This window comes from Planococcus sp. CAU13 (genome assembly GCF_000775575.1).
Lineage (GTDB): Bacteria > Bacillota > Bacilli > Bacillales_A > Planococcaceae > Planococcus.
Genome location: NZ_JRGN01000328.1, coordinates 1 through 25,866 on the forward strand (window position 1 = coordinate 1; position 25,866 = coordinate 25,866).

21 protein-coding genes are annotated in these 25,866 nt (G+C 37.0%); 7 read left to right on the forward strand and 14 right to left on the reverse strand.

Translation table 11 applies throughout. The annotated features are described in order from the left end of the window. Positions 1–415: 415 nt before the first annotated feature. Positions 416–1,015, reverse strand: coding sequence for a hypothetical protein (locus KW93_RS15215; protein ID WP_033543899.1), 600 nt, complete (start codon positions 1,013–1,015; stop codon positions 416–418). A 21-nt stretch (positions 1,016–1,036) separates the two neighbouring features. Continuing rightward, positions 1,037–1,552 carry a hypothetical protein gene (locus KW93_RS15220; protein WP_033543900.1) on the reverse strand — a complete coding sequence of 172 codons (516 nt, stop codon included), beginning with the start codon at positions 1,550–1,552 and terminating at the stop codon, positions 1,037–1,039. Positions 1,553–1,796: 244 nt separating this feature from the next. Here KW93_RS15220 and KW93_RS15225 point away from each other — a divergent pair, with 244 nt between their 5' ends. Continuing rightward, on the forward strand, positions 1,797–3,095 hold the full coding sequence (locus KW93_RS15225) for a hypothetical protein (RefSeq protein WP_033543901.1): 1,299 nt from the start codon (positions 1,797–1,799) through the stop codon (positions 3,093–3,095). Positions 3,096–3,347: 252 nt separating this feature from the next. Here the strand turns inward: KW93_RS15225 and KW93_RS15230 are convergent, their stop codons facing one another. The 4 genes from KW93_RS15230 to KW93_RS17025 form a co-directional block, all read right to left on the reverse strand. Then, entirely contained in the window at positions 3,348–3,590 is a 243-nt protein-coding gene (locus KW93_RS15230) for a DUF3006 family protein (RefSeq protein ID WP_033543902.1), read from the reverse strand. Between the two features lie 11 nt (positions 3,591–3,601). Further along, complete coding sequence (locus tag KW93_RS15235; RefSeq protein WP_052131657.1) at positions 3,602–5,356, reverse strand: S-layer homology domain-containing protein; 1,755 nt, start codon at positions 5,354–5,356, stop codon at positions 3,602–3,604. Positions 5,357–5,502: 146 nt separating this feature from the next. After that, positions 5,503–6,582 carry an S-layer homology domain-containing protein gene (locus KW93_RS17020; protein ID WP_052131658.1) on the reverse strand — a complete coding sequence of 360 codons (1,080 nt, stop codon included), beginning with the start codon at positions 6,580–6,582 and terminating at the stop codon, positions 5,503–5,505. A gap of 458 nt (positions 6,583–7,040) precedes the next feature. After that, positions 7,041–7,913, reverse strand: a complete 873-nt coding sequence (locus KW93_RS17025; RefSeq protein WP_052131659.1) for a helix-turn-helix domain-containing protein — start codon at positions 7,911–7,913, stop codon at positions 7,041–7,043. Positions 7,914–8,119: 206 nt separating this feature from the next. Here KW93_RS17025 and KW93_RS15250 point away from each other — a divergent pair, with 206 nt between their 5' ends. From KW93_RS15250 to KW93_RS15265, 3 genes are all read left to right on the forward strand, one after another. Further along, entirely contained in the window at positions 8,120–8,935 is an 816-nt protein-coding gene (locus KW93_RS15250; protein WP_033543903.1) for a hypothetical protein, read from the forward strand. 1,589 nt (positions 8,936–10,524) lie between these two features. Then, the gene (locus KW93_RS15260; protein ID WP_033543905.1) at positions 10,525–11,370 is read left to right on the forward strand and encodes a nuclease-related domain-containing protein; all 846 of its coding nucleotides are present in this window, start codon (positions 10,525–10,527) and stop codon (positions 11,368–11,370) included. A gap of 344 nt (positions 11,371–11,714) precedes the next feature. Next, on the forward strand, positions 11,715–12,356 hold the full coding sequence (locus KW93_RS15265) for a hypothetical protein (protein WP_033543906.1): 642 nt from the start codon (positions 11,715–11,717) through the stop codon (positions 12,354–12,356). 376 nt (positions 12,357–12,732) lie between these two features. Here KW93_RS15265 and KW93_RS15270 read toward each other — a convergent pair whose 3' ends face one another. From KW93_RS15270 to KW93_RS17030, 6 genes are all read right to left on the reverse strand, one after another. Next, a complete protein-coding gene (locus KW93_RS15270) occupies positions 12,733–13,569 on the reverse strand; it encodes a nucleotidyl transferase AbiEii/AbiGii toxin family protein (RefSeq protein ID WP_033543907.1) in 837 nt (278 codons plus the stop codon). Beyond that, positions 13,566–14,159 (reverse strand): type IV toxin-antitoxin system AbiEi family antitoxin domain-containing protein, encoded by a 594-nt coding sequence (locus KW93_RS15275; RefSeq protein WP_033543908.1) that lies wholly within the window; start codon positions 14,157–14,159, stop codon positions 13,566–13,568. Before KW93_RS15275 ends, KW93_RS15270 begins: the two co-directional genes overlap by 4 nt. A 365-nt stretch (positions 14,160–14,524) precedes the next feature. Beyond that, positions 14,525–14,662, reverse strand: coding sequence for a hypothetical protein (locus KW93_RS17535; protein ID WP_161787049.1), 138 nt, complete (start codon positions 14,660–14,662; stop codon positions 14,525–14,527). A gap of 219 nt (positions 14,663–14,881) precedes the next feature. Beyond that, entirely contained in the window at positions 14,882–16,027 is a 1,146-nt protein-coding gene (locus KW93_RS15280) for a PrsW family intramembrane metalloprotease (protein WP_033543909.1), read from the reverse strand. 37 nt (positions 16,028–16,064) lie between these two features. Continuing rightward, positions 16,065–17,675, reverse strand: a complete 1,611-nt coding sequence (locus tag KW93_RS15285) for a zinc ribbon domain-containing protein (RefSeq protein WP_152602471.1) — start codon at positions 17,673–17,675, stop codon at positions 16,065–16,067. A gap of 2 nt (positions 17,676–17,677) precedes the next feature. After that, positions 17,678–18,178, reverse strand: a complete 501-nt coding sequence (locus KW93_RS17030; protein ID WP_052131660.1) for a zinc ribbon domain-containing protein — start codon at positions 18,176–18,178, stop codon at positions 17,678–17,680. 162 nt (positions 18,179–18,340) lie between these two features. On the opposite strand from KW93_RS17030, the gene KW93_RS15295 reads away from it, so the two are divergent. The 3 genes from KW93_RS15295 to KW93_RS15305 all read left to right on the forward strand — a co-directional run bounded on the left by KW93_RS15295 (position 18,341) and on the right by KW93_RS15305 (position 21,803). Further along, on the forward strand, positions 18,341–19,753 hold the full coding sequence (locus KW93_RS15295; protein ID WP_033543911.1) for a TcaA 3rd/4th domain-containing protein: 1,413 nt from the start codon (positions 18,341–18,343) through the stop codon (positions 19,751–19,753). Positions 19,754–20,940: 1,187 nt separating this feature from the next. Then, positions 20,941–21,261 (forward strand): hypothetical protein, encoded by a 321-nt coding sequence (locus tag KW93_RS15300; RefSeq protein WP_033543912.1) that lies wholly within the window; start codon positions 20,941–20,943, stop codon positions 21,259–21,261. 131 nt (positions 21,262–21,392) lie between these two features. Further along, positions 21,393–21,803 carry a hypothetical protein gene (locus KW93_RS15305; protein ID WP_033543913.1) on the forward strand — a complete coding sequence of 137 codons (411 nt, stop codon included), beginning with the start codon at positions 21,393–21,395 and terminating at the stop codon, positions 21,801–21,803. Positions 21,804–21,983: 180 nt separating this feature from the next. Here KW93_RS15305 and KW93_RS15310 read toward each other — a convergent pair whose 3' ends face one another. Then, positions 21,984–22,310 (reverse strand): hypothetical protein, encoded by a 327-nt coding sequence (locus tag KW93_RS15310; protein ID WP_033543914.1) that lies wholly within the window; start codon positions 22,308–22,310, stop codon positions 21,984–21,986. A gap of 288 nt (positions 22,311–22,598) precedes the next feature. Further along, complete coding sequence (locus tag KW93_RS15315; protein WP_033543915.1) at positions 22,599–25,679, reverse strand: metallophosphoesterase; 3,081 nt, start codon at positions 25,677–25,679, stop codon at positions 22,599–22,601. Between the last annotated feature and the right edge of the window lie 187 nt (positions 25,680–25,866).

Consider the following 25,866-nt stretch of genomic DNA (forward strand, 5'->3'; position numbering starts at 1 on the left):
TTGAAAGATAACAGATTTGGTGAAAGGTATAGATAGCTTTAACGGAAGATGAAAATTCGTAGTTTCTTCAGCGATTTCCGTTTTTTTGCTGGGAAGACTTATTGGAGAGGAAGCAGTAAACTGTTCGATCACGTGCTTGCAGGCGCAGAGGCGGTTTACTTGCTTACCCGAAAGAAGGCGGACATTGTTACGCGTCCGCCTTCTTTCCTTTGGTTCCGTAGTTAGCTCTTTTGTGATTTCGGTTCATTTCTTTGGCATATAAGGATTCTGGAGATAATAAGAGAAAAATTTCCGCAGGGATAGACAGTCTCTTCACTTCCTTATCAGCCCGATTTCTCTGGGGGTTTTGAAGTATAATAGATTTGGTGCCTTGTTACCGATAGAAAGATAACAGATTTGGTGTGGAAAGTAATATTCAATTTGTCTTTTTCAAAGACGGCAATTTTTTAGAATAGCCATTATGAAGGGATCTTTTAGTCAGGGAGTTCAGGTCGGGAATCCGAGCCAGTTTTCGTTTGATGCGAAACGGATGGTGTACGAACAGGAGCCCCAGGAGGATTCCACCTCTCACCGCAAGCGTCAATGCCAGGATGCTGAATAGAAATTGAACGTCGTTTGGCAGCAATAGGAGTACAATGCCTAGTAACAGCGGCCCTGCCAGATAAAGGCCCATTTCCTTCTTCAGTAAAGCGAACATGAAAGGGAAATAGGAAATGCCGGGTGGAGGCAGGAAGCAGCTGGGCTTCTTTTTGACCGCAATGATGTCCCAAAAGTGGCGTCCAATCTCTTTTTTGAACTTTTCATTGTACAAATGTTCCTTTTTTGGCGAACGGAACCGCCGCAACTGGGGATCCAAGTGAAAAAGAGCATATGGGGATATCAGAGCAGCCTCTTCATAGCGCTGGGCTTCTTCTTTCAGGCGATTATGCCGCATCACAAATTCGGTGCGCTGGAAAAATGGTTTCGTTTTGGTCAGTGTCCACAGAGCTGCCAACGTCGTTAAAATGATTATCATTGGGGGAACCTCCTCGTTTGGTTAGTGTAATCGGGTGTAAAGGTGTTGATATTTCCGTTTTTCATGCGGGATCCCGAGAGCCGATCGTTCATCTTCTTGCACTAAAAGGGTCACACCCCGCTGGTCTGCGATTTTCTGGGCCAGCTCTACGCCTAATTCATGAATCAGTTCTCGCTGCCCCTGATGGGTGTAAATCTTCGGAATCCCCAGTAGCATATCCGCTTGAAGCAGGGGGGCATCGGGAATGAACAGTGGACGTTCGATTCCCCGCTTGGTCATAACGAAAAGCGGTTTTCCCGCCGCATCTTTTGGCAACGATGAGAAGTTCTGACGGAAAGAAGCGGGCACTTCTACGTCCGGTGCATACAGGTGGTAGGAATCCAGCAGCACGTTCATCTCCCTTACAAAAACGTTCTTTGCCACACAGGACAGCGGCTGTTTCTGATTCAGCGGTGTCTGTCTTTCTTGCCAGTAATTGCAGATTTCGGTCAGAGGATTAAAGTGGTTGCATATTGAGCAGGTCGGATGGTATTTCATATTTTCGCCTCCATTCGATAGATTAACTAAACTCTATCTTGAAGTGAAAAATCCTGCAAAAAACTAAAGGGAACTTTTTATTAAGTAAATCGAAATTTTTTGAAAAATTAAAGGTTGCTGTTTTATCTCAACTATGGTAATTTAAAACTAATTAAATTGAAAAAAAATGGGGAGCACCCATAGGCGGATATTAGTCCGTTTATGGGTGCTCCCTATTTTTTTTTAAAAAAAGGAGAGAGTAGAAATGAAAACAGTGTTTGATGAAAGATTGAAAGAAGACGATATTGTGTTTGAAACCACTCATAGAATTTTAGGAAGTTTTTGTAAAGAATCGGTTCTAGCTATAATTAATTTACACAACATGGGAATGGATGAGTCTAGAATAAGGCAAGTATTTGGTATTGAATATTATTATGATGAGTTACGAAAGCTATTCCCGTTATGGAATCTTGGAGTGTGTGATAAATGTGGGGGGAAAAAAGTGACAAAATTCCCCCCTTTTAGGATATTCCAAGAAATATCACCAGAATACATCCGTTGCGAGCACTGTGGCTACAGGGTCGAGTTCGAAAAAGATGAAATTTGGGATATTAGCGTAGAAGGAGTGTGGGGAAGAGATACAAAATTGATAATTGATAGAGCAAGTGAAGTATTATCTCTTGAAAAAGATGGCACCGTAAGAAAAGAAATAGAGGAGATCTTGGCTGCTTCTAAAGTAAATCTTGCGCAACTTTGTCTTCCTGACTATTATCACCCATATGATAGTGAGCAACTAACATCAAAACAAAAATGTTATCTGCGCCTGGTTTTAGATATGGATGATTTTGAAGCAAATCAAGACTGGCCGGAGAAATCAGAAAATCCGATTCAAAAAGCTTGGGAACACCGTATGCTTCTAGATATGAAACATGACTTGCACAATTCGGAGATGTTGATTCCCTCTATTACTTCACCTGTAGAGTATTTTGAAGATTATTCGGGTGAGCGAGAAGATTTCACTTTTGACTGTTATCCTTTTATGAAGTTTTGGATAAATGTGAATTCAGGGAAACAAAATTTCAAAGAATCTCTTTCTTTCATTAAAAAATGGGATTCGCAGACTTTTACTCAAGATAAAGAATTCTGTTTTGAATTATGGCAAGATATAGCTTGCGAAGAAGTACGGGATTATTTGAGGGAGTTAACATTAGATTATCATATTATGATGGATACTGGAGATGTTATGTATGCTGCAGATATTGATATCAAGTATCTTCATTTAATTCACCATTTTTCAATAAAAGAAGTGTGTAAGCTTCTTGAGGAGGCAGTAGAATATTTTGCGGAAGCGGCTCCAGGGGATGAGATGATTTATTATTATCAAGAAAGCGAGCTAGTTAATCTTTGTTTGGACTTGGGTATTAAAGCTATTCAAAAGAAACGTGATATAAAAACTGAGTCAATAAAAATAAGAGAATCGGCACTTGCTACGCGTGTATTTTATAATATTCTTGGCATAGGCGAATTGGGATACGAAATTTCACCTACCAAAGATATCTTATAGGGTTTGTATAACCTTTTTTGAAGTAATAGTTCTGATAATTTCAAGTTTGCAAAGAGAAATACTATGGTCGTAACAAAGTTTATTCCGAATATGATTTATGAAATGTTTTCCATACGCATTTCTAATAGATAAAGATTCAGCACATGTCAATCAGTTGAATAAATCATATTTAAGTAGGTGTTCACTAAAATAATAAATAAAAATGCTATATGTAGCAAAGAGCCCGCCACCTTTAAGGTAACGGGCTCTTCATCATTTATTCTTTAACCGCTCCATCAGCTTACGAGCATAGGCCCGGCGGTCTTCGGTTTCTTCAAGAAGTGGTATGGAAACCAGTTTGCCGTCTTCTCGACTAATTTCGACAATCAGTCCCTCAGAAATCGGATAGTCAAAATCCTCTTCTTTTAAAATCACTTCAATCGTTTCATCTTCGCGGTACAGCAGTTTCACCAGACCGCTTTCGATGGAATCAATCGTGTATTTGCCTTCCTTCATCCAATCCCTCCTTATGGAAGCCGGTGAATCAGTTTTCCTGCTGAGTCATAGAGTGCTGCAGGGTCTCCATCATTGTTCCAAATATACGCTCCCGTCCATTTTAAACTGCTCGGCGGGTTATGGACAGCGTTTGGACCAGCAGTGATGTTCACCGATGCACCAGCTTTCAGGACAAATCCGGAAGGGAAGTCAAATGTTTGGTTTCCCTCTACACTCACGAGCTTCCAGCCGGTCATTGTAACATTCATGGTGCCCGTATTCTTAACCGTCACAACTTCCGTGATCAGGTTTTTACCCGTAATCTGTAGCTTATCAGAAGTTTGTCCGTCACCCGGTTGAGGCGCCGGAGTTGGTATCGGTGTAGGCGTCGGCTTTGGTGCTGGAGCCGGTGCCGGAATCGGCTTTATTGGGTTGTTATATGACTTCAGGTTCCGTCCGTTATCGCTGAATGCGACAGAGCCGCTTTGTGTCGTGTAGACGTCAGCGCCGGCTTTTGTCAGACGGGAAACGACTTCGCTGTGCGGGTGGCCGTAAGAGTTCGTGCCTACTGAAATAACCGCTGCTAGTGGCTTGACTTCATTAACGAATGCCTGGGATGTGCTGGTATTCGAACCGTGGTGGCCGACTTTCAATACTTCAGCATCCAGCCAATATTCTTCAATCAGCAGGTCTTCCACTTCCACGCCTGCATCGCCTGTCATGAGGTAGTCAATCTCGCCGTGGCTCAGGACAAAGACAATCGAGCCATCATTCAGATCCGAAGCGTCGGCATCCACATAAAGGACTTCGGCAGTCGCAGTCGGGTCATCGGAAAGGTCGTCTCCGATTTCCGCAACGACGAATTGCGCGCCGACGCGCTCAATCGTTTCCAGGTAAGTGATGAAGGTTTGAGTCGTATGCGTCTGTCCGCTGTCGATGACTTTAGTGACGCCGTAGTTCGCAATGACATGTGCAGCGCCGCCGATGTGATCGGCATCCGGATGCGTGGCGATGAACGTGTCAATCTTCTTCACGCCTTCGGCTTTCAAAGCCGCGTCAATTACGCTGGCGGAACGGCCGGCATCCACTAATGCGTTTTTGCCGTTCGGGTATTCAATCAGGATGGCATCGCCCTGACCAACGTTCAGGAACGTGACAAACAGTTCGTCCAGTAGCGGTGCCGGCTTGAATGCGTCATTCAGCTGACGCGCCATGAATACCGCGAAATGGGCACGCTGCAGTTTGCTTTCCGGCTTGAAAGTTCCGTCCTCGTAGCCGGTTGTGATGTTGGCAGTCGCCAGGCGGCTGATATAATCTTTCGCCCAGTGGGTTGCACTCACATCAGAGAAGGTGAAGCCGTCATTGGCTTTCAGGTTATAAGCTTCTGAAAGGATTTTGGCCATCTGTCCTCTTGTAAGGGTGCCGCCGGCATCAAAGAACTTTGACCCGTCTTTCGCTGTCTTACCCGAAATGAAGCCCAACTGTACGGCTTTTGCTACTTCCTCGTAGCCGTAGTTGCCGGGTTTGATATCGGTGAAGTTCGGATTCGGAGCGGTAAAGTCGGTGATCCCTTTCTCCCGCAGGATCATCTGAACCGCATTCAACCGGTTCAAATCGGCTGTCGGCTTGAACGTGCCATCCGGATAGCCTTTGATGATTTTCTTATCGACCAGGAAGCCGATTTCATCTTTGTACAACGTCACATCTTTAAATGAAGCGGCACTGGCTGGTGACACGATGGACAACAGCAACAGTACAGTCAATAAAATACCTATTACTTTCTTCATGGTTTTCCCCCTTAAATGTTTTTAGAACCCCCTCAATTTACCATTAAACTAACAAAAATACAATATTGTGACAGTAGGATAGAAAACAAAGGAACCACTCAGTTTTCCCGAGTGATTCCATGGATTAAAAAGCATTCTTGGTGTATTCAGTAACTTACACGTGTACGCACGCCTGCTTGTACTATGGTGACAGTTTTCCCTTGGAGCGTGATTTTCTTTACGTCATCATGATTTCCGTAAAGACCCATTTGCTTTATCTCGGCAATAAGGATCTTCGTTTCGTTCGTACCCACACCGAATTGCGTCTCCGCATAGGCTTTGATGGCATTGTTCATCTGTTCATAGTGGGCTTTGGTATATTCGTATTCCTTTTGGCCGAAATCTTCCGGCTTTATTTCATGACCGGAAAAGTAGTTGACTCCGTCTAACGACATCTGAGCTTTTCCAGAACCCTTTGTCGGGAACTCGATGATGATGGAGTATCGTTTTGTAGCAGACATTAGACTGTATCCCTGGAAGTTGCTGTCACCCGATTTATTAGTCATAAAAGGTAAAATATGCGCCTCCGCCTGAGCCCGTGTCATAAGTTGCTGGCCATTCACCGGTTTTGGAGTAGGTTTCACTTTGAATTCCGGATTCAATTGGCGGGCCATGAACACAGCAAAATGAGCACGCTGCAGCTTGTTTTCAGGTTTGAAGGTCTTGTCCTCATAGCCGGTGGTGACATTTGCAGTCGCCAAGCGGCTGATATACGCTTTTGCCCAGTGATCCGCTCTTACATCGGAAAACGTGAAGTTATCGTTTGCCTTCAGATTATAGGCTTCTGTCAAAATCTTTGCCATCTGTGCGCGGGTTAAAGTGCCGCCGGCATCAAAGAACTTTGAGCCGTCTTTCGCTGTCTTTCCGGAAATGAAGCCAAGCTGGACGGCTTTTGCCACTTCCGCATAACCGTAGCTGCCTGGTTTCAGATCCGTGAAATTCGGATTGGGTGCAGTGAAATCCGTAATGCCTTTTTCGCGCAAGATCATCTGGACGGCATTGAGGCGGTTGAGCTCGGCTGTCGGTTTAAACGTCCCATCTTCATAGCCTTTGATGATTTTTTTGTTTACCAGGTAGTCGACCTCATTGTGGTATAAGGTGACGTCTTTAAATGCTGCAGCATCTGCGGTGGTAAAGAATGAGATGGTGAGAAGAGATGTAACTACAATAGATAACAAGTTTTTCATGAGTTCCTCCAATAGGCCTTTAATTTTATTCCTCTATAAAGGTACCATTAGCACATTGTTATAACAATATATTACAAATATTTTTATATCTTTTATATTTAAGTTTGCATAGTCCTATCCAGTGAAATCTTGTTAAGGCTCTTTATTTAATCTCCGTGTGTTATTAACTATGAATATGGTTTTGATGAAATCTAAAGTAGGAAGGAAAATGACAAAAGTTATCAAATATGCAAAGTTGCATATTTCGCCTAAATTATTTTTGGTAAAGTCTAAATATACCAAATTTATATTAAAAAGGAGGGAAAGCATGAAAAGGAAGCTGGTTAAAGTCTTAATGAAAACAGTATTAACTATGGTTCTGATAGTATCTGTTACTACACTCGACATCAACTTTACGGTCGATAGCAACTCTGTTGTGCCTGAAACAGATCTGCCTTTTGAATATTAAGGGAAAGATCTTAAGAAAGAAATGCACCTTTCTTTTCCGTCAATATTTCACTGTAAAGATACAAGCCAAGTTCTTCAAAGAAAAAGGCAGCCTTTCTGTAATGTAAGGAAATCGATTTAAAGGGATAATCCAATTCTTCCATGATAGCTGCTTTTTGAAAGTGAAGTTGGCCTATTAAAGACATATCCTTATTAGCTAAAGAAAGTTCGATTCCTGCAGTAGTCACTTCATAAGCAGTTAAGTATTCTTTCTTTAAAAATAGGAGCTTTCCATAATTATAATGGGTCTTAATTAACACTTTATTCGCTTCTGGCGTTTCTATTTTCTCTTTTAAAATATCTTTATATAGTGAGAGGCTTTTATTATATTCTTTTGTTTCCGCTAATATATTTGCAACAGATATTTTTATATGGAAATCCAGTTCGCGATCCATTCCAATTGTGTTTTTTCTTAATAAGGAGGAAAGTTCTGCTAAACAATAAGATCCGTTTATACGTTTAAGTGCGTAAAGAGAAATGTATTGTTGCCACAATAAAAACTTCTCCATCTCTGGAGAGAATAAAACTTTTGTTGAATGAACATGATTTAAATATGTCAGTAGTTCCTCATATTTTTTAGTTTGAGAAAAATTCCATACGTTTTTTTGAATGAGTTTTATCTCTTCCATTTCATCAAAGCTCAAGGAGTTAAAAAATATAGTGATGGGAACATTTAATCGATTTGAAATTAAATAGAGGACGTCAAGACTTGGAAAACAATCACCGGCTTCTATTCGGCTAATTTCAGACTGATTGCAAATATCTTTGGCTAGTTGAATTTGTGTCATTTTTCTTAGTTTTCGCAGCCTTTTAATTTCAAATCCTAATTTTTGTTTATCCATCATTATACCGAACCCCCGTTTCGTATTAATGATATTCCTATTTAATGATTTGTTTGCTCATTTCTATCACGCTTAAACAATTGGTATTTTCTTCATAATACATGAACTACTTCCAAAGTAAATAACACTTATTCTCAATTCTGTAGCGAAATTTAGCGGTTGTGGGGTAAATGAAAGACAATATAAAAAATGGAAAAGAGGAATTGTTGATGAAAAAATTGATGCTTGCTATTCTGATTTTCAGTTTAGTGCTTAGCTTTGCTAATCCAAGCTTTGCAGCCAAAAAAGAGTATGAAGTAAAAACCTTGGATCAGTTTTTAGAAATAGTTAAGTCTAAACAGGACTCTAAACAATTTAAAGAGAAGAAAGATAAACTTAAAGGAAAAAATGCCATAACTGATGAAGAAAAAACACTTTTAAAATCAACCGATCCAACAGTCATTGAACAATATAATGCACTAATGGAAGAAGAGTTGAGAAACTTTACAATTTCTGGTGAAAGTTCTGAAGCAGAATACAAATTAGAGAAAAGTGGCATTACGATAGCTGTAGAAACAGAAACAGTAACAACTGACGAACAACCTCTATCGGCTACTAATACTTTATTGATGGACAAAGAATTGAAGTCACTAGCACCGATTACTACGGCTACCTATAGAGCTAATGGTTCCTACTCTTATTCAATTAAGTACAAAATAAGAGCAATCGGGTGGCCAGATGCAGTTGCTGGATTGGTTACTAATTATTCTGTTCGATCTGATGGTTTACGGGTAAATTGGGCTTCTACTTCTGGTACAAGTGGATTTTTCCCAACTTCAATTACAGGAAGTTCTTCAGTAACAGACTCCAGAGCTGAACGGATTGGGTATGATATAAACGCTCAAGGCAATTACACTGTAACAATTGGCGGGTACAATGGGATTGGTATCATTACGTTTGACATGACTTTGATTAGCCGTATTTTATGGACAGGCACTAATACTGTTAGCCAATCTTACAGTGAGTCTGGTGATCGGAGCCAGTAATTAAGTCAATTAAAAATTCATTTGCCCGATATGAATTTTAATATTTTTTATTTCAATTTTTGAGCTAAATATTGAAATCCTCTAGCTAATCAGTTAGGGGATTTTAAGATCTTGAAAAGCATTAGTTGGAGGGCAATTCTAAGTAGCTGAATTGTAATCGGCTTTGATCGTAGATATCACTTCATATCTTGAGGAAGGAAGAGGGGTACGTCTGACGAATCTCTTCTCTCGCCAAGTTGTTTGCTTGCACTTGGGGTCTGCTCATTAAAACAGTGGTGGTACTTAAAGCATGGCAACAAGCGATTATCTTTTAAGTCCAAGACGAAGTATTTGACGCAAAACGTATGCCAGTATCGATTTTTAATGTATTGTCGGTTTGTATAATATGACGTTGCCAGTCGAATATCTGCCTCCCAAGAGTATGAGAAAGTCAAGATCAATCCATTACTGAAAGAAGTGTTTTGTAACCAATGTAAGAACGGGGCATCAGTTTTTAAACCAGTATCCACTGCCTTTCTAGATGGCCAAGAGGGCTTCTATAAAAGGTTATAACGTAAAAGTTTATTAGAAGATTTACTGAATTTGCTGTAGCGATATAAATGATCAAATGAAAAAGACAACTACTTTTCCTTGTTTTACTAAATATGGTTAAGAATTTGATTATTTATAATAAGGTATTGTTGCTTTGCTATGCGTTCAAATGGAATAATAGAAAAAAAGAAACTACAATTAATATTTGAAATTCAATTGGATATAGTGAATTTGCTAAACAAATAAGTTGGAGGTGTTTTGATGGAATGGGTTAGTCTTTTAATACCGATACTATTTATTTGCTTGTTTATATACGGATTAGTGAAGCAAGTTCAAAATTCTGTTTTGTTACATAAAACAGTTTCACCTACTAATCCATATAATAAAAGATTGCTCTTAGGGAACCATCTTTTAAGCTTTTCATTTGGAGGGTTTGTGTTCCTGCTTATTTTAAATGTCTTTCTTTACACGGGAATCCTTCCTCAAACTCAACAATTCGGAAACAATGTCAGTCTGTTTTCGTTTCTATTTTTATTGTTAATGTTCATTTCGAAATTTGGAATTATACCAAAAGCTCAGGTTGATTTCCTTCAACCAATTTCCAGAAGAATTTAATTAAAGTAACACCTAAAAAGCTCTTCATTGATGAAGAGCTTTTTAATATTCAATAAGTAGTTTTAAAATTCCTAGCACAGAAAAAGTTTATTCTTCTTCGTAAGAAATGATTTACTTCTAAACTTAACAAAAAACCCCCTCTTTCCGATATTTAATGTGAGGGAGGAGAAAAGAGGACAATTAATTATTTACTAGTAGCTAAAAGATTTATCGATAGAACGACTGTATTTATCGGCATTTTGATTACAGGAGCAATCTTTTACTACTAATTGTTGAAGGGGTATCGAGGGTTCTTAAGGTAACAGGTTATGTTCGGCGGATTGGTGCCACCGCTTCCATAATTGGATGGACTTATTACTGGCCCATGCAATTATTCAATATGTTTTGAAGCATACAAAATTTTAAATGGGCAGTGCAGCGCCAAAGAAAAAGGAGTTTAAAAGTTGACTATTCTTCTAAAAAAAGAAACAACTCTTGGCACTCAAGGGAAAGCGATTACTTATGAATTGAAAAAATTACGAGAGAAAGTAGGTGAAATTCAAGCTCAAAACAGACCCACGGCTTATAAGAGAGCAATCATTTGGACATTATTATTGGGATTGCCCTTATTTTTCTTATTTCCATTCTTTCATCTAATAGTATGGTTTTTCATCTACAATCGAAATCTTAAAAAAGGCACTATTGAATATAAAAAGATGATTAAAAGTAAAATGCAAGAGCTTGAACCAATAAGAAAGGGGTTTAATGGGGAAACCCAAGTCACAAACATCCTGGTTAACGGTTTAAGTGATCAATACGTAGTGTTAAATGATATCTCTATAGAAACGAATAAAGGTTCATTCACTCAAATCGACCATTTGCTTGTATGTCCCGATAGGAAGATATTATGTATTGAGACTAAGAATATAAAGGGGAAGTTTTACCCTCATAAAAACGGTTGGCTCTGGTATCCTACTGATAATTATGTAAACACTGGAAACAAACAGCATGTGATTAACAGTCCTCAGCAACAATCAATTTATCATGCCAGGCAATTAGAATATAACTTGAAAAAAATCGGGACAAAGCTAGAAGTTGAACCTATTGTGGTGCTTACAAGTCCGGAAGTTCAGTGGCAAGGTAACCAAACTCCTTGCCCTGTGATTAACGCCGAACAGTTACTGACTTATGTTAAGTCAAAAGGTCAGGAGACTAACTTCAATTCAAAGGAGATGAAAAGGATAGGGGAAGTTATTTTGTCTCTGGATAAAACAGAATTAATCAAAGGAAGTAGCATCATCAACGTTTAACAAATCGGATATTTAAATGGTTCTATTAGGAAAGAGTGAAAAAGTCGAAGAGGTTCATAAAGTCATCGTAGGATTAGGGTTGATCGATGATACTTTCATTATTGGAATTACTACAAATCAGTTGAAAATAGAATAAGGAAGCTTTAAAACCTGAAATAAAGAAGATGGTGTTTTTGCCTTTTAAGATGGAGACAGGTGCTTGTTCGTACTTCACTAATTCAAATAAAAAGTCTTTTTTAAGGGCTCTTATCAATTATTCGTACTTGTTGATGATAGGAAAGAAAGCACACATTTATAAAGGCCATAAACATTATTGGTTCTTAGTGAAGTTAGGGGGAAGCTGCATGATTATAGCTATAAAGAAAGAGGGTCCAACCATATTAATTAATGAAGTGGAAGTTGAACGATTAACCCATACTTCGTCGGCCAAGGACCACCATAAGATAAATTTTCACCAGAAAGAATATAATTCGTATACAGATATAGAGCATAAAGTAAATTATGAGGGAATAATCGATCACTACATTATTCACCACTTAATGGATAGGTTATTTCTTTCGATTGAAAATTTGCTTCAAAACGGTTACCAATATAACCCTCGTGCACGTATATTGATTGACCACATAAGTATTTTAGACACTCTTAACGATTTGGAACCTTGTATGGTAGAAGATATTTTGTCTCCACAATGTTTTTCTAAGGTGAAAAATGAATATATACAATACAAGTACTTAGATTCAAAAATCGTTTTACAGCAACTTGATGAACTTGCATTAATAACTTTTGAAGTCGGAAATGTACGGAGGACTGATTTGGGAAGGAAGTTGTTAGTTGCCAGAGATATTCCCTTACCTTCACCTAAGAAGAAAAAGGAAGTTATGGGTATATGTAAGTATTGTTCAACTTCAACAGATCTTGGAGTGTGTATCGCATGTCGGGTAAGACAGACTGATATGACCTTATATGAAAAATCAAATCGGTTTTAAAGGCATTGCCCTCATAGACAGTCGTTAGAACAAGATTGTTGAACAAAAAAGAATTAATTGACTCAGATACAAAGGGAGATCACTAAGCCTAACGGTTAGCCATTAATTATAAGACAATCATTTGTCGGCATCATAAATCACTACTTTTTTCAAAAGCAGCAGTAGTCATTGAGAATCTTTTAGTGTCTTTGGGATTTTTATAAGGGATACCGGCACTCTTTACGTTGTTAAATATTCCAGGAAATAACGAAAAAGCCACAAAAAATTATGAGGAAATTGGTTTGTAGAATTCATTTAGCCGGCTGCCAAGGGTATAGACAATGAATAGAGCTGCATTCCCAAAATTTAAGGAATGCAGCTCTATTGACTGGTAAATTTAATAACTCGTTTTCCACAAACGAACCACTGCCTGCTCAATCGCTTTCCAAGTAATATCCGTAGCATAGGGATATTGCTCCTGATAGCGATTCCATAATTGCGCCATGTGCGCGCTTTGGAAAATTTCCTGTAAAATACCATCGCCTTCTTCCAATAATTCAGCCGACCCGCGGTGGTAAGCGGTAGAGAGGAGTGCTTTTTTCACCTGGTCGACCTGCAGATGTTCTTCCTGCGTTCCAAGCAAGGCATAGATGTCATAGAAGTCCCGAAGTCTTGTGTTGGCTGTCCCCCGAGAAATCATCGTTTCCAGCTTTTCGGCGAGTACCGTTTCAATCGTGTAAGCGAGTATGTCGATTTGTCTTTCTTCCAGTAATAAGCGGTAATGGTATTGAATTTCTTTCGGTGTGATTTTGTCTCCCGTCGTCAAGTCCACCTTTAAAGGCAGACGGACTTGATCCATCTGAGCAAGGATGGATAAACGGAAGCCGTTATACTCTGCATCATCCCGAATTGGTTCCACTTTTTCCAACGTCAAGGTGACGCCGTCTTCAAGGGGTATGGCCACGATATCCAAGAATGCTTTTTCAATGGCTTCCCGGGTCATGGGATACCCTTGGATGGTCGCATCCATGTCCATAGTGGAGCGCAAGTCCACCCCGATTAAGGAAGCGATGAGGACACCGCCTTTTAACACAAAGTGCTGCTGGAAATCCGAATGGGAAATCCGTTCAAGCAACCGCTCGAACAGGTAATTCCGGAGAAGCAGCTGCGCATTGATTCCCTTCTGTTTGGATAGATTTCGAATGAGGTCTTTCACTTGGCGTGAGCTTCTCACAGCAGAATCTCCACGTATTTACGGATTGGTGATGAGACCCGGAACTGTTCGGCATAACGAAGCAGCTGCGGGATATTTTTTTCTTTCCGTGCTAAATATCGCTTCATGCTGTCGTTCAATAAGTCGGCATCCACTTTATTCCGTTGCCTGAACAGGTCACACAGCGTCCGTTCGACATCGTACAGGCGAATCGGGCGACCATGGATCGTAGCGGCTTCGGTTACCCCGAACTCATGCCATTCTTTTTTCACGGTATAGACTTGCAAGCCGTTGTCGGTGAGCAATTGGCTGTGATATCCCACTGGTACGGTAACGGAATACGTAATGGGATCCCGGTCCGATAAGTCATGCAGGTACAGTGCTGTTTCGTGAGAGAAGATTAATTGAGGACTCCGTGCCTGCAGCATGTACAGGTCGTCTTCGAATGCATCCGGTGTCATATAGATACCATGAGTCACCCGTTCAATCACCCCTTCGCGGGCCAATATTGTTAAATAATAACGTGGGATTCCCGCTGCTTCAGCATCACGAGTCAAAATGAGCCCACCTTGCTTATTGATCAATTTAAGGAGTTGAATTTTATATGGCATGTAAACCACCTTTTCTTTTGCGTTTATACATATATTATAATCTAATTAAGTACCGATGCAAAAAATATAATCTTTATAGGTTGATTTGTTCTTTAAACGCAGGATGATGAACGAGGAAGGAATAGAGGACAAAAAAACGACCCACCGTGGTCCGCATTGTGAAGAGGCGTGGTGGGTTCTATAAACATCAATATACATTTAATCATTAGAAACGTCTATTTTCTTTAGTTAGACTAATCGATTATTTTCTATAGAAAGCTACAAACTACATACCAGCGAGAAAAAGTTCCTTATTTTTTTGTCTTCATTCAATGGAACATTTCAACGGCCAAAATACGAAGGATTTTCTTTTGATTAACTGCGTATTAGTTTTTTAGTTTGTCCCATAGATATAACATGAATGGCAAAACAACAAAGAGTGCGACCAATGCCAGTATGCCCCCAATGAAACCTTCGAGTGATGCGGGTTCTGAAATCAAGTCGACGCGTCCTCCGTAGTCCATCGAATACCTCCTTTTTCATGCAATAAGTGTAGGAGAAGGGGCAAGTTTAAATGGTTCCGTATGTTGAAATTCTCTATCTTAAAAGGTGTAGGGCTTTTAATGAAAGAGTCTAATCGGATTAAGAATGTAAACGAAGTTATTGAATAACGGATTAATGCCGGTTTACTTTTATGATAGTAGGTTTATTTATGAATGGTATACATCCACAACGATTTTCGTTCAACTTATAGCATCGTCGATTGAATATTGTCTAGAAATTTGTTTAAGACCTGCATTAATAAAAGTGAAAATAAATAACCAAGCACAGATGATAAGAATGAAATTTAAAATATAAAATTCATTTAGAGAATAGAGGGGCATGTTCCATATTGAGTGAAGAACAACAGGAACAGCGAATAATTTTAAAAACTTCGTGCTGAAAAGGTGTTCTTTTATTAATGGATCTTTTCCTTTAACATATACCAACGCAGCTCCTACTATCGCTGACCATACAACATGTGTGCCAATGGCAGTCCAAGCACGAAGGAAAATAATAGATACCATCGCTTCTTCGTTGAAGGCCAGGCCATAGTTTAAAGCATATCCAGCTGATTCAAAAGCTGCAAATCCCGCACCAATCGTTGCACCCACCAATAGGCCATTTAAAATAAATTTAGAATTTAGCTTTTGGATGAAGTATGCAATCACAACTAACTTGCCTATTTCCTCTATTGCCCCTACTAGAATAGCTCCTTGATAATCTAAACCATAGACAGGAATAATTGAATATAAGATAAGTGCGAATACCAAAGAAGCAGTGCCTCCAACAAAGAACATTTTAGCTGTGTCATAAATACTGATATTTCTTGGAGCGTTCATTTCCCAAAAGAAAATCAGCAAAGAAAAGGGAACTGTAAAAGAACCGACTAAGATCAATCCAGGAATGGCATGCAGGTTATCGAATGTGAAAATACAAATGTACAATAAGATATAAGTCACTGCGAACATTGTAAAGACCCTGGAGAATAACCACGGTTTTGGCCAAGAAGCAGAGATTTCGCTTTCAATTGGCGTTGTGATACTTGTCCCCGCAATAAAAAGAAGTTCTCCTTCCTCTTTCTTATGCTTTTTGAAAACAGCTGAAAAGACATCCCGAAGGTTTACCTCAATAGGTCCTCGTTCACCGACCATCGCATTAATTTTCTCAGAAGCTTGAATGAAAGTCGTTTTTAACTGATCTGAAACTGTATTTAATTGAATTTCCTCTTGAAGCAAAGCGGCAGGCTCTAAACTATCATCTACTACACGGACGTTATGTTCTTTACCGCATAGTGAACAAAATCTACCTTGGCTGCTTATTTGATTTCCACATTGAACGCAAAACAAAGAAATCCCTCCTTCTTATTCATATATTTCTTGAAGTTTACTTAACGATAGTTCCACCTAAGAACTTATTAAGATAACCACCTAAGCTTATACATACTAATGCAAACAGACTAGATATCAGGAATGTGGTTAAAATATCGGTCTGTATTTGGAACAAAAACATATCCAAGTCAAAAATATCTTCACCGCTTGTTCGGACAGTCATTTGAAAAGTAGAAAGTAACCGAATAAACTCCATAACTAATCCGTATATCCCACTGAATTTAATTAATTCAACAATGTTTAAAGCATGCGTTTTATACGTTTTATAGCCTATGTAAATTAGCAATGTTGCTGGGAGAAGAAAACTGATATTCATCAACACAGGTAATCCGTCTTCAATCCATAACAATTGTTTTATAAAATCCAAACTAGCCAAGCTATCTAATTCTTTAATTGTTTGATAAGAACTAAATAATTGTATTGAAGAAAATTCCATGATTCCGAATTCATTCGAGCTAAAAGTTAATGGTATAAAGTGGCTTAAACTCCAAATCCACATTCCCATAGGCCCCACTAGTGCTTTTTCGGCAATTGGATGCGAAAAATATTCGGATGCTTCGTAGAATTCATGTGAAAACATAAAGAAAACCACTGTAAAAATTGAGATGCCGAGGATGGGAATAATTAGAGAAAAGAGGAAGTATTGAATTGCACTGTTCTGTTTTTTTAGACCAGCAATCGTCTCTCTTCTATACGATAAAAAAAGTGCTGTTATACCTGAAATACTGGCTGCAAGTAAGAAGCCGACAAAGAAAGCTTCGCTTAATGAGAAAGTACCTTCAATATTTATAGCAAATAGAGAATAAAACGTTTCAAATTGTTCGTTAAACTGAAAACTAGCAATATAGGCTGCTGTCATCAAGAACACGCCATAGCCGATACTGTAGGTAATAATCGCTTCTCTAAAAGGCAGCGAATGCTTTATCCGAAAGTAGTTAAGAGTGATTCCTCCCAAAACTAATAAGAAAAAAACTATAGGCATAAACGAGATACCAAGATTTTGACCGAAGTAAATAATATTACCTTCGACAAATTCACCATCTTCGTTTCCACTAACTTCCCCCTTTAATTCAAAGTCCATACTGTGCAAAATCATAAGGTACGTGAAGACATTATATACGTTTGGAAAATCGATATTTAACCCTGTATTCTTAGCTATTTCTTCCGAAATTAGTATATCCATATATTTAATATCTGAAGCAGTAATTTCCCCGAAGGAATTTTCTATAATAGCACTTTCCACTTGAGCTTTAATTATATTCACGGTCAGGAAGGTTAAAACAATTGTTATTGTTAAAGCCATTAAGACAGGAAGAAGGGACTTTCTCAAAGTGTTTTTTCTTAATACTGTGTGTAACGTGGGATGCCTTAAAGGTATTGTTTCCGCTTTTACACTACTCGTTTGATTCAATAGGAGAGAGCTGTGAGATTCCCCGCATTTTGAACAATACTGGGCAACTGACTTTACAGAGTCTCCACAATTGCTGCAATAACCCGAAGTTCTATGGACTATTTGTGTTGGGAGGGCAGAGTGAAGGATCCCTCCGCTAATAGGACAATAATTGTTATATATAGGATGTTCTAATCCGCAGGTCTTACAAAACATTTTTAACTCTCCTGACTCACTGCTGTTTTTCTTCCGCAACATGGACAAAAAATAGCAGAATGCGGGATTTCTTCTTCACAGTTCGTACAAGACCCTAATTCCTCTAAATTTTTTTCAGGAATTAATACGGATGTTCCACATGATCCGCAAAACTTGTCATGCAAGGTTAATTTTGACCCGCATTCAGTACAATTATAAAGATAAAGCGAATTCATTCTTAATCTTTCTTCATTTTTTATTGTGATATAAATTTCTTTATCAAGTTCTTCTATTCGATGAAAGTATTCAGTGAATTCAGGTTCTACAATCCCTTGGAGACGCATCTTCTTATGTAATTCATTACCTATTTGTATAATCAATCCTAGTCTTTCTTCTCGCAATTTCTCAGCTGTCTCTTGTAATGGAGTAATCTCCTTTTCCGTATTTTCTTCTACGCTAGCTTGTAATTTTACTGTTTGGGGTCTCTCCAGGGCAGGGATTATTTCATCATATTTTTTATTCAAAGTTACTCCTCCGATATAAAGATAAATTTTTATAAATAAATCGTATCATATAGTTTAGTTTGAAAGTCTTTTTCTTTGTAAATTATTTCAAATTAAGTAATTCAAATAGATTCTTTAACATGTTATATTTATGATGTGAATAGACTAATCGGAGGTAAGTAAATGAAGACATGCTCATCGTGTGGATCAGTAAGTAAAGAAAGCGACAAGTTTTGTTTAAAGTGTGGGACCAAGTTAGAAGCTAACAGTCCAGTCGCTGGAAAAATAAAAGAACATAGTATTTCACCTCAACAAAGAAAAAGACGTATTTGGAGTTTGGTATCCATTGCTTTATTACTAATAATCGTAGGTGCCACACATTTATTTTTACAGTCAAAATTTGACGCAACTAAAACCCTGATTAGTATGAATCAAGCGTATAGCAAAAACGATTCCGCAGAGTTTCTATCTTATTTTTCTGTGGCGGAAGACGTAGAAAAAAATGGAGAAGGATTCTTTGAGTTTGTTGAAACTGAAGGTTGGGGAGAGATTCGTGACCGTTTAAAAACTGAAATATCATCATTAAAAAATGAAGGTATATCCAATATTATCCTAGACTCGAATGACAACAAGTTTATTTCTTTAGTAAACGAGCCGATACTATTTGGTTTGTATAACAAAGTTTCGTTTTTACTGCATCCGGTTGTTGTAGAAGCTGAAATTCCCTTAGATAATACAACTATTACTATTGGGGACAAAACTATAAATGGAAACTTAGGACAAAAAGTAAATGCTGGAAAGTTTCTCCCAGGAAATTATGAATGGCTAGCTTCAGCCCCTAGTGAATATTCTCCGATTGAAGAAAAAGGATTTGCTGTGATCAATGGGAAAAACGGTACTAATTACTATCGTCTAAGCCCTGCTTTAAATGGTGGAATGCTTACAGTTACCTCTGATGTAGAAGAAGCTATATTGTTGATCAATGGTAAATCCACTGGTAAGACAGTTAAAGAAATGAAGAGTGTGGGTCCTATACCTTTTAATGAGACCGTAGAAATTTCTGCAGAAACAAAAGATGGGAGCAGTGTAGTAAAAGGCATACCAATTACGGTGAAATCTGAAAAAGCCCACATTGAATTTGCTCATATTCAAGAAAAAGAAAGTGCTGCACGCGCAGAGAAGAAAGCAGAAGAAGAATTGTTAACACTAGTAAAGAATCATGAATACTATGTGAGTGAATTTATAACATCTTTCCGAAGTGATTTTGAGTATGCTTTAAATTACGGGGATTTTTCCTACATTTCGTATTACTTCCCGATTGGAAGTGAGATTCAAAGTGAATACATTGCTGATATCAATCGTCATATTAATATGAGTGAGTACTATTTCTATGATTTTGAAACCACGTTTATAACAAATGTGGAACCTGTCAATATAAATACGCTGCGTGTTACCACTGAAGAAACTTTTGTTTTTACTTCAGGCTTAGATACGTACCAATATTATAGAACCAAAGCTTATACGGTAAATGTACAAGAAGATGGTTACTCCATTAGCAATATTGAGCAACTGACCACTAAACAATTCGAAATATAAAAACTTTATTCATATAAAACGTTGAGTTTAAAGACTTTTAAAATCAGTCCGATACAACCAACTAGCGGAGTGATTATTGCAGGGGAAAATTATGAAGAAACGGCTATCCAGCCAATTGTGCGTATTTACTTAATCACGATGGAAGATGAAGGTTGGGTGATTGAAACGGAACTGCCGGTCTTTACATTTAGTGACTTAGACAGAGCCAATAACTTTGTTTCCAACTTACCAAATCTGTCCGCCATCGATATTCTGATCCGAATGAATGGACAACGAAGCAATACTTCATCCGAATCTATTGTTCGATAAATAAACCCCTCTGCCAGTCCGGCAGAGGGGTTTATAATTTTGTTCTTTGAAAGTGATTCAAACCATCCCGTACCCGGCAATCTACGTGTAATACAAAGCGTTTAAATTGAAGGAAAGCGCAATCACAGAGAGGATTCATTGATTTAACAAAGTCTTTATCTAGGGAATAACTTGTGAGAAGTGATGCTTATGAATCATTTTTTGTATTTGACTAGAGGATTTCAAAGCTGAAACGTATATAGTACTAATCAAATTCTAAGGAGTGGTTAGTTTGAGCAAACATCCAGAAAAAGTAGCTTTCTGTAAAATGTATGGAATTAAGGTAGTCGAAAAACGAGGATGGGTGAGAAACGCCAGAAGTCAGGCCAAAAAGAAGTTCGGGAGTCAAATGTATAGAAAGTTTATGGAACACATTGGATGGAAAAGTATCATTTGATAAAGTCACAGGAAAATAAAGTATACTTCTAGCCATGTTTGACAGTTTATTTGCTAAGACGCGGCTGCCCCATTCCGTACTACCCTTTAAATAGTCATATTGTATAGGGGGAACTATTAATGAGACAGGCCGAATTCGAACGTTTACTAATAGAAAGTGAAGCGATTCAAAGTAAGAAAAAAGCGGTGGTTTCCTTGACTGGCGAATAGGAAGCGAAAATGAGTGTTTTGAATTTTGGTATGACACATTGAAGTCATGGGGCGTTTGAAAAAGTTACTTACAATATGTACTTCCATAAGGTGAAATAAAAAACTCAAGAAATTTTCCAAGAAATGGAACATAAAAACAGGTGAGCTTGCAAATTTTTCGTGTTTAGCACATGAAGTTTGATATTGAGTATTTTAACTAGCAGTTAGAAATCTGCTAGAAAGAGGTAGATATTATGTTCCACGTTCAATTGCCAACCGTCAAAGAAATGAGCTATCCTTTGATGTATACTATGTACAAGTATCAGCAGGTGTATGATAGTTACTTAACTATTGATGATGCTTGTATAGAAATTTCAGAAAGCTTAAATTTCCAAGAAGAGGTTGAAAGAGAAGTTTTCCTGAAAGACGGAAGAGATTTATGGAAAGCACGAGTGTTAAAAACTTTTAAAGAGTTAATAAAGAATGATCTTGCAGATTCAATGGATAATTATGAATTCTTTCTAACTGAAAAAGGTTGGAAGAAATTCGGTGCTACATTTCCAAATCAAGATTAGGTAAGATAGGAAAGCACTCAGAAATGAGTGCTTTTTCTTTATGTGTACTTCAGGACCTTTAAGCGTCGTATGGAAAATGAAGGACATATTCTTGTTATGTCGAATCCTTGGTAAAGGAAGGAGTGAAGAAATTGCCGACAATTCAAGATATCAAAGTAGACTTGTTAAGCTCTTTAATTAATTTAGCAGAAACGAGACAGGAATATCACGATAGATATTCTTTAAAATCTGGTTCTATGAAGGAATTAATGGAGTACGAAAAAACGGAAAACTACCAAAAGGTCAAAGAGAAAAAAGACGCATTGGAAAATTCTCTTAATAGTCAAGACTTTGAAGACGTTAAAATTATGCAGGTAATAATGTATATCGGTAGAGATACTGCACAATCGAATATCAAACCGGCATCCCAGCTATTTGAAGAAAACTATGATTATCATGAAAAAAGCGGCTGGAACAAAAAGAGTATTGAAGTCTCTCAAATGGTCCAAAAAGTACCTTTGGCTGAGTACTTGATAAAAGGTAAAGAACTATTGAATTTATAGTATTATAGAGCGCCCTAACCGGCGTTCTTTTTAAATTTTATGCATTTTTTCTTACTTTCGTATTTTAAGTATTTGAATTTATATCGCATCGGTCAATCGATAGTTCTATTGTGAAAAAAGAGTCCCTACATTAAGGAAAAAGCCTGTATTTAAATGCTTCCTTATAGTTCGTAGACCATTTCATTGCATAATCTTTTTATTAAAATAGGAAGCTCGATGACCGTTCAGTAGCAGTAGCAAATCGATGGCCGACATGTCTGGCAAATCATCAACAAATCGTTGCGCACTCTCAAAGTTTAGAAATACGAATGCTTGAAGTTCTCCCTCGAAATCCCATTTGTCTTCTTCAATACTGATCAAGTAAATCCGCACAGTTGGTTGTTCTGTCCTATTTGAATAATTTTCGCCAAAAACCATAATCGCCATATCCGGCTTTACCGGACTGATCAATGTCTGCAGTAATTCCATTCCCTCAAATTCTTTCGGTAATTCCAAATCGTAATCCATCACAATCACTCCTTTTCTTATAACTGACATTATCGTACTGGATAGAAAGAAAAGCAGCAACGAGCCATTTCGCATATTTGGCTAGGCATTTTAAACGTTTGATAAGCTGAAACAGCATGTTTGGACACTATAAACACTCTTTTATATCGAAAATCCTGTTAATTGCTGTGACCATTCCATCAGGAAAGCTTATTAATAATAGAGGAATGCCTTAATCAATATAAAATATAAGCGACCCGAAAGGGGGCCGCTTATATTATCTGCTTTAAAGGAAAGATTGGTTAGAAACTATACTTGTTTTACTAAGAGTTTGGAATTGTTTTGAATTTCTACTAGTCTACATATCTTCTGTTTTTCAATATAGGTAGTGGGAAACATATAAAGATATCTTTGAACAATAATTTTCAATATATCTTTTCCGATTACATTATTTCCTAATTCTTTGTAGAGGTTTTCAATTTCTTTATAAGGGAATTCTTTGAGATATTCTAATTTAATAGCTACTTGTATTAACTTAACTGAGGGTAAGTTCCGATTAATAGCAACTGTATCAAAAGTAGAAATTAAATCTTTTGAGCCAAGTTTTAATGTGACATTACCGATTGTTGAAAGAGTCAATCTTCTAATTAAATTGTGTAAGACTCTATTTGAAAGTTTTTTAATTTGACTTTCATCGGAACTAAAATTATTACTACGAATAATATGTTCAATGAATAAAATAATCTCTTTTTGATCTTTTATGAGATTTTCAATCATCATGCTTCCGGTTCTTAATGCTACAGATAAGGCTTCAGTGCCGATTTCATTTTTTTCTTCAGCGGTTTTTGAACCATAATAGTTTTTCAAAATTAATCCGAGAATTTCTAAAGTCCTATTAGACCTATTTAATTCACGAATTTGTTGAAGAACTTCCTCGTCATCTACTATTGACTCAATATCTTCTTCTTTTTGTATTCGCTCATGTTGATCTCTTTTTAAATGCTGTTCTCTTCTATTGCTTTGAACGTCAGAGTCATCAATTGAGATATTTGATGGAATATCAATGAACAATTTGTTGAAAGCTTCCATATCTTCATCAATTTTGAGAAGAGACGAAGTTTTGAATATATTCCTTGAAGACTCAAGTACTTGATTAATGATTTTTTTATCCTTAGATAGATGAGTAAGAAACATTAGAATGTTTGAATTGGTTTCTACATGCAAATTCTCACTTAGTTTAGAAATCGAGAGGGAAGAGGTATCTTTATCTTCATGAAGAGTATCAGCAAGATATTGGGCAACGAAGTAATAAAATATATATGAGTAAGAAAACTTAAATCCATGTGATACCTTTTTTATTACTTTAGCTTGCGTTAAATTTTGATTAAGCTCTGAAAAGTTTAATTGAACGTCGTTCAAATCGTATTTTGTTTGATATTTTTTATGGAAACTTAACCATTCATCTAAAGTTATAGTTTGATCATCCGCATTATATACTTCGTGGGCTAGCTGGGTTAAGTAATTATAAAGCTTATGAGTATCGCTATACTTCACGTTCATTTTACTCAAGGTTTGTTTAATTAATATTTCATAGTAATACCCATTCGTACTGTTTTTCATGTTATGCGGCTCGGTAGTCTCTAAAGAAGCTAGTAAAATAAGGATTGTTAAAGGATAGCTTGGAACAAAATTTTTCCCAATAATAATATTCATTGCTCTTTCATATTCATCTTGCTTTCTAATAAAAGCTTTAGTTTCTAAAGTATGCTCTTGTCCCGATTGAATCCACTTCCCAATAAGTTCGTTTCTCTTATAATGACCAAGTTTTTCAATCTCAAATTGGCGATAGATGAATTTATTTTCAAACTCATTAATCGTTGCTAGTTTAATATTACTAAATTCATCTAAATTAGAAGCTGCAAAAATAATGATATTGTCAAACCATTTAGCCAACTGCTTTATGGTTTTATTTTTTATATCCCCATTTAATGTACACTTATCCCAATCGTCAATAATTAGAACGCGTTCTTCTCTGCTTAACTGAATGTATTGTTCTGTAGAATTTTCATACTGATCATCTGCAATGTTTCTAGTGAACTTTTCAATATCTGCATGAGTCTGCGACTTAACTTGATCACCAAAAGTAAGTAAAGGATATCTACCCTTACTTATTAGCTCCAAGTAGAACTTTTTCGCTAAAGAGGTTTTTCCAGCTTCTTTATCACCATAAAAATGCAAATGAGTTTGCGGTTCTAAATACTCGAGGATAGTAAACGAATTTTCAAGTTCTAACAAGTCTGAATTTTTCTCTTGCAGTAGTACTTCTTTTACATCTGGATAAACAAACAAATTTTCAATACTTAGGTCTGTTCTTGGATGTGTTACAGGAATTGAATATTCTTTAAGGTAGCTAATAAAATGATTTTTGAATTGTATATCAAATTTCTTATTATTTGTTTGTAAAGGAACCCAGTCTGAGTCAAAAGTTTTTTTATAGATTAATTTATCCCAAGAATACTTAATGTCTTTTTTAAGTTTATCTTTTACATTGAGCTGAATGATATTAAACTCACTTGTTTCAGGTTGGTAAGTATCTTGAAAAAGACCACCTTCATAAATGCTGATTATATTTTTATTCACTCTATCGAGGGAATCGGTATCACTAGTGGTGTGCTCATGACCGCTTAATACAAAATCTGAAGATTTTCTTAGTAAATCTTTTAATTCATTTGAATTTTCCGGATCCAACCAATTTAATGGATGATGAATCATTGAAATGCTGACCAAGCCTTTTTTTTCTTGAAGATGGTTATTTAACTCCTCGTTTATTGGATAAATCATTCTTCCAGGGTGTTCTAAGAGAGTAGAAATCCAAGCTGTATTAAATAAATTGAAACACAAAATGTCTCCATCTATTGAGAAGGGGATACTGGAAAACAAATCATTATTTAGTTTTACTTCATTCTCAATTAAATATTCTGCTGCCATGCTTAAGAAATCTCTATAATTTTGTTGCAAATCAATAAGCTTTATTGTTTTACTATCTCTTTTTCCAGATTGCACAGCTTCAATTAAAGTATTTCTCAAATCTTCATTCTCTTTATCGGAAAAATCACAATCATGATTTCCAGGAACAAAAAGAAAATGGATTTTTATATTACTTTCTTTCATAATGGCATCTTTTAAGTTTTGGAAAAATCCTAATGCATGATAATATTCTCCCTCATTTCCAGAAAATGCAATATCCCCAGTTACACAAATAAATGCCTCATCACTTTCGCGTATGGCAGAATTTACTGCCCTAAAAAATTCATTCTTTTTAAATAGGATGGGATTATCTTTTTCTTCTCTTTTAAAGTGTAAGTCTGTCAAATGTAAGACTGTAATCATATTGTCACCAAGTCCTTTACAAGTATTGGTATAATTGTAACATTTTAAATTATTAATTTTATTTAAAATTAAAAATAATTCATAAATCAAAAACGATGGTTTTTGATAGGGTTGAGAAGAAGATGAAAATCTTTGTTACTTCTACTGATATTTTGCGATGATTTTAACCGTTATCTTGCACTTAAAA

Coding starts and splice junctions, on each gene's coding strand:
- KW93_RS15300 (WP_033543912.1), top strand. CDS start 20,941: ATGTTCCACGTTCAATTGCCAACCGTCAAAGAAATGAGCTATCCTTTG.
- KW93_RS15215 (WP_033543899.1), bottom strand. CDS start 1,015: ATGATAATCATTTTAACGACGTTGGCAGCTCTGTGGACACTGACCAAA.
- KW93_RS17025 (WP_052131659.1), bottom strand. CDS start 7,913: ATGATGGATAAACAAAAATTAGGATTTGAAATTAAAAGGCTGCGAAAA.
- KW93_RS15250 (WP_033543903.1), top strand. CDS start 8,120: ATGAAAAAATTGATGCTTGCTATTCTGATTTTCAGTTTAGTGCTTAGC.
- KW93_RS17020 (WP_052131658.1), bottom strand. CDS start 6,582: ATGAAAAACTTGTTATCTATTGTAGTTACATCTCTTCTCACCATCTCA.
- KW93_RS17535 (WP_161787049.1), bottom strand. CDS start 14,662: ATGGACTACGGAGGACGCGTCGACTTGATTTCAGAACCCGCATCACTC.
- KW93_RS15230 (WP_033543902.1), bottom strand. CDS start 3,590: ATGAAGGAAGGCAAATACACGATTGATTCCATCGAAAGCGGTCTGGTG.
- KW93_RS15285 (WP_152602471.1), bottom strand. CDS start 17,675: ATGTTTTGTAAGACCTGCGGATTAGAACATCCTATATATAACAATTAT.
- KW93_RS15310 (WP_033543914.1), bottom strand. CDS start 22,310: ATGGATTACGATTTGGAATTACCGAAAGAATTTGAGGGAATGGAATTA.
- KW93_RS15220 (WP_033543900.1), bottom strand. CDS start 1,552: ATGAAATACCATCCGACCTGCTCAATATGCAACCACTTTAATCCTCTG.
- KW93_RS15315 (WP_033543915.1), bottom strand. CDS start 25,679: ATGATTACAGTCTTACATTTGACAGACTTACACTTTAAAAGAGAAGAA.
- KW93_RS15275 (WP_033543908.1), bottom strand. CDS start 14,159: ATGCCATATAAAATTCAACTCCTTAAATTGATCAATAAGCAAGGTGGG.
- KW93_RS15295 (WP_033543911.1), top strand. CDS start 18,341: ATGAAGACATGCTCATCGTGTGGATCAGTAAGTAAAGAAAGCGACAAG.
- KW93_RS15235 (WP_052131657.1), bottom strand. CDS start 5,356: ATGAAGAAAGTAATAGGTATTTTATTGACTGTACTGTTGCTGTTGTCC.
- KW93_RS15225 (WP_033543901.1), top strand. CDS start 1,797: ATGAAAACAGTGTTTGATGAAAGATTGAAAGAAGACGATATTGTGTTT.
- KW93_RS15265 (WP_033543906.1), top strand. CDS start 11,715: ATGATTATAGCTATAAAGAAAGAGGGTCCAACCATATTAATTAATGAA.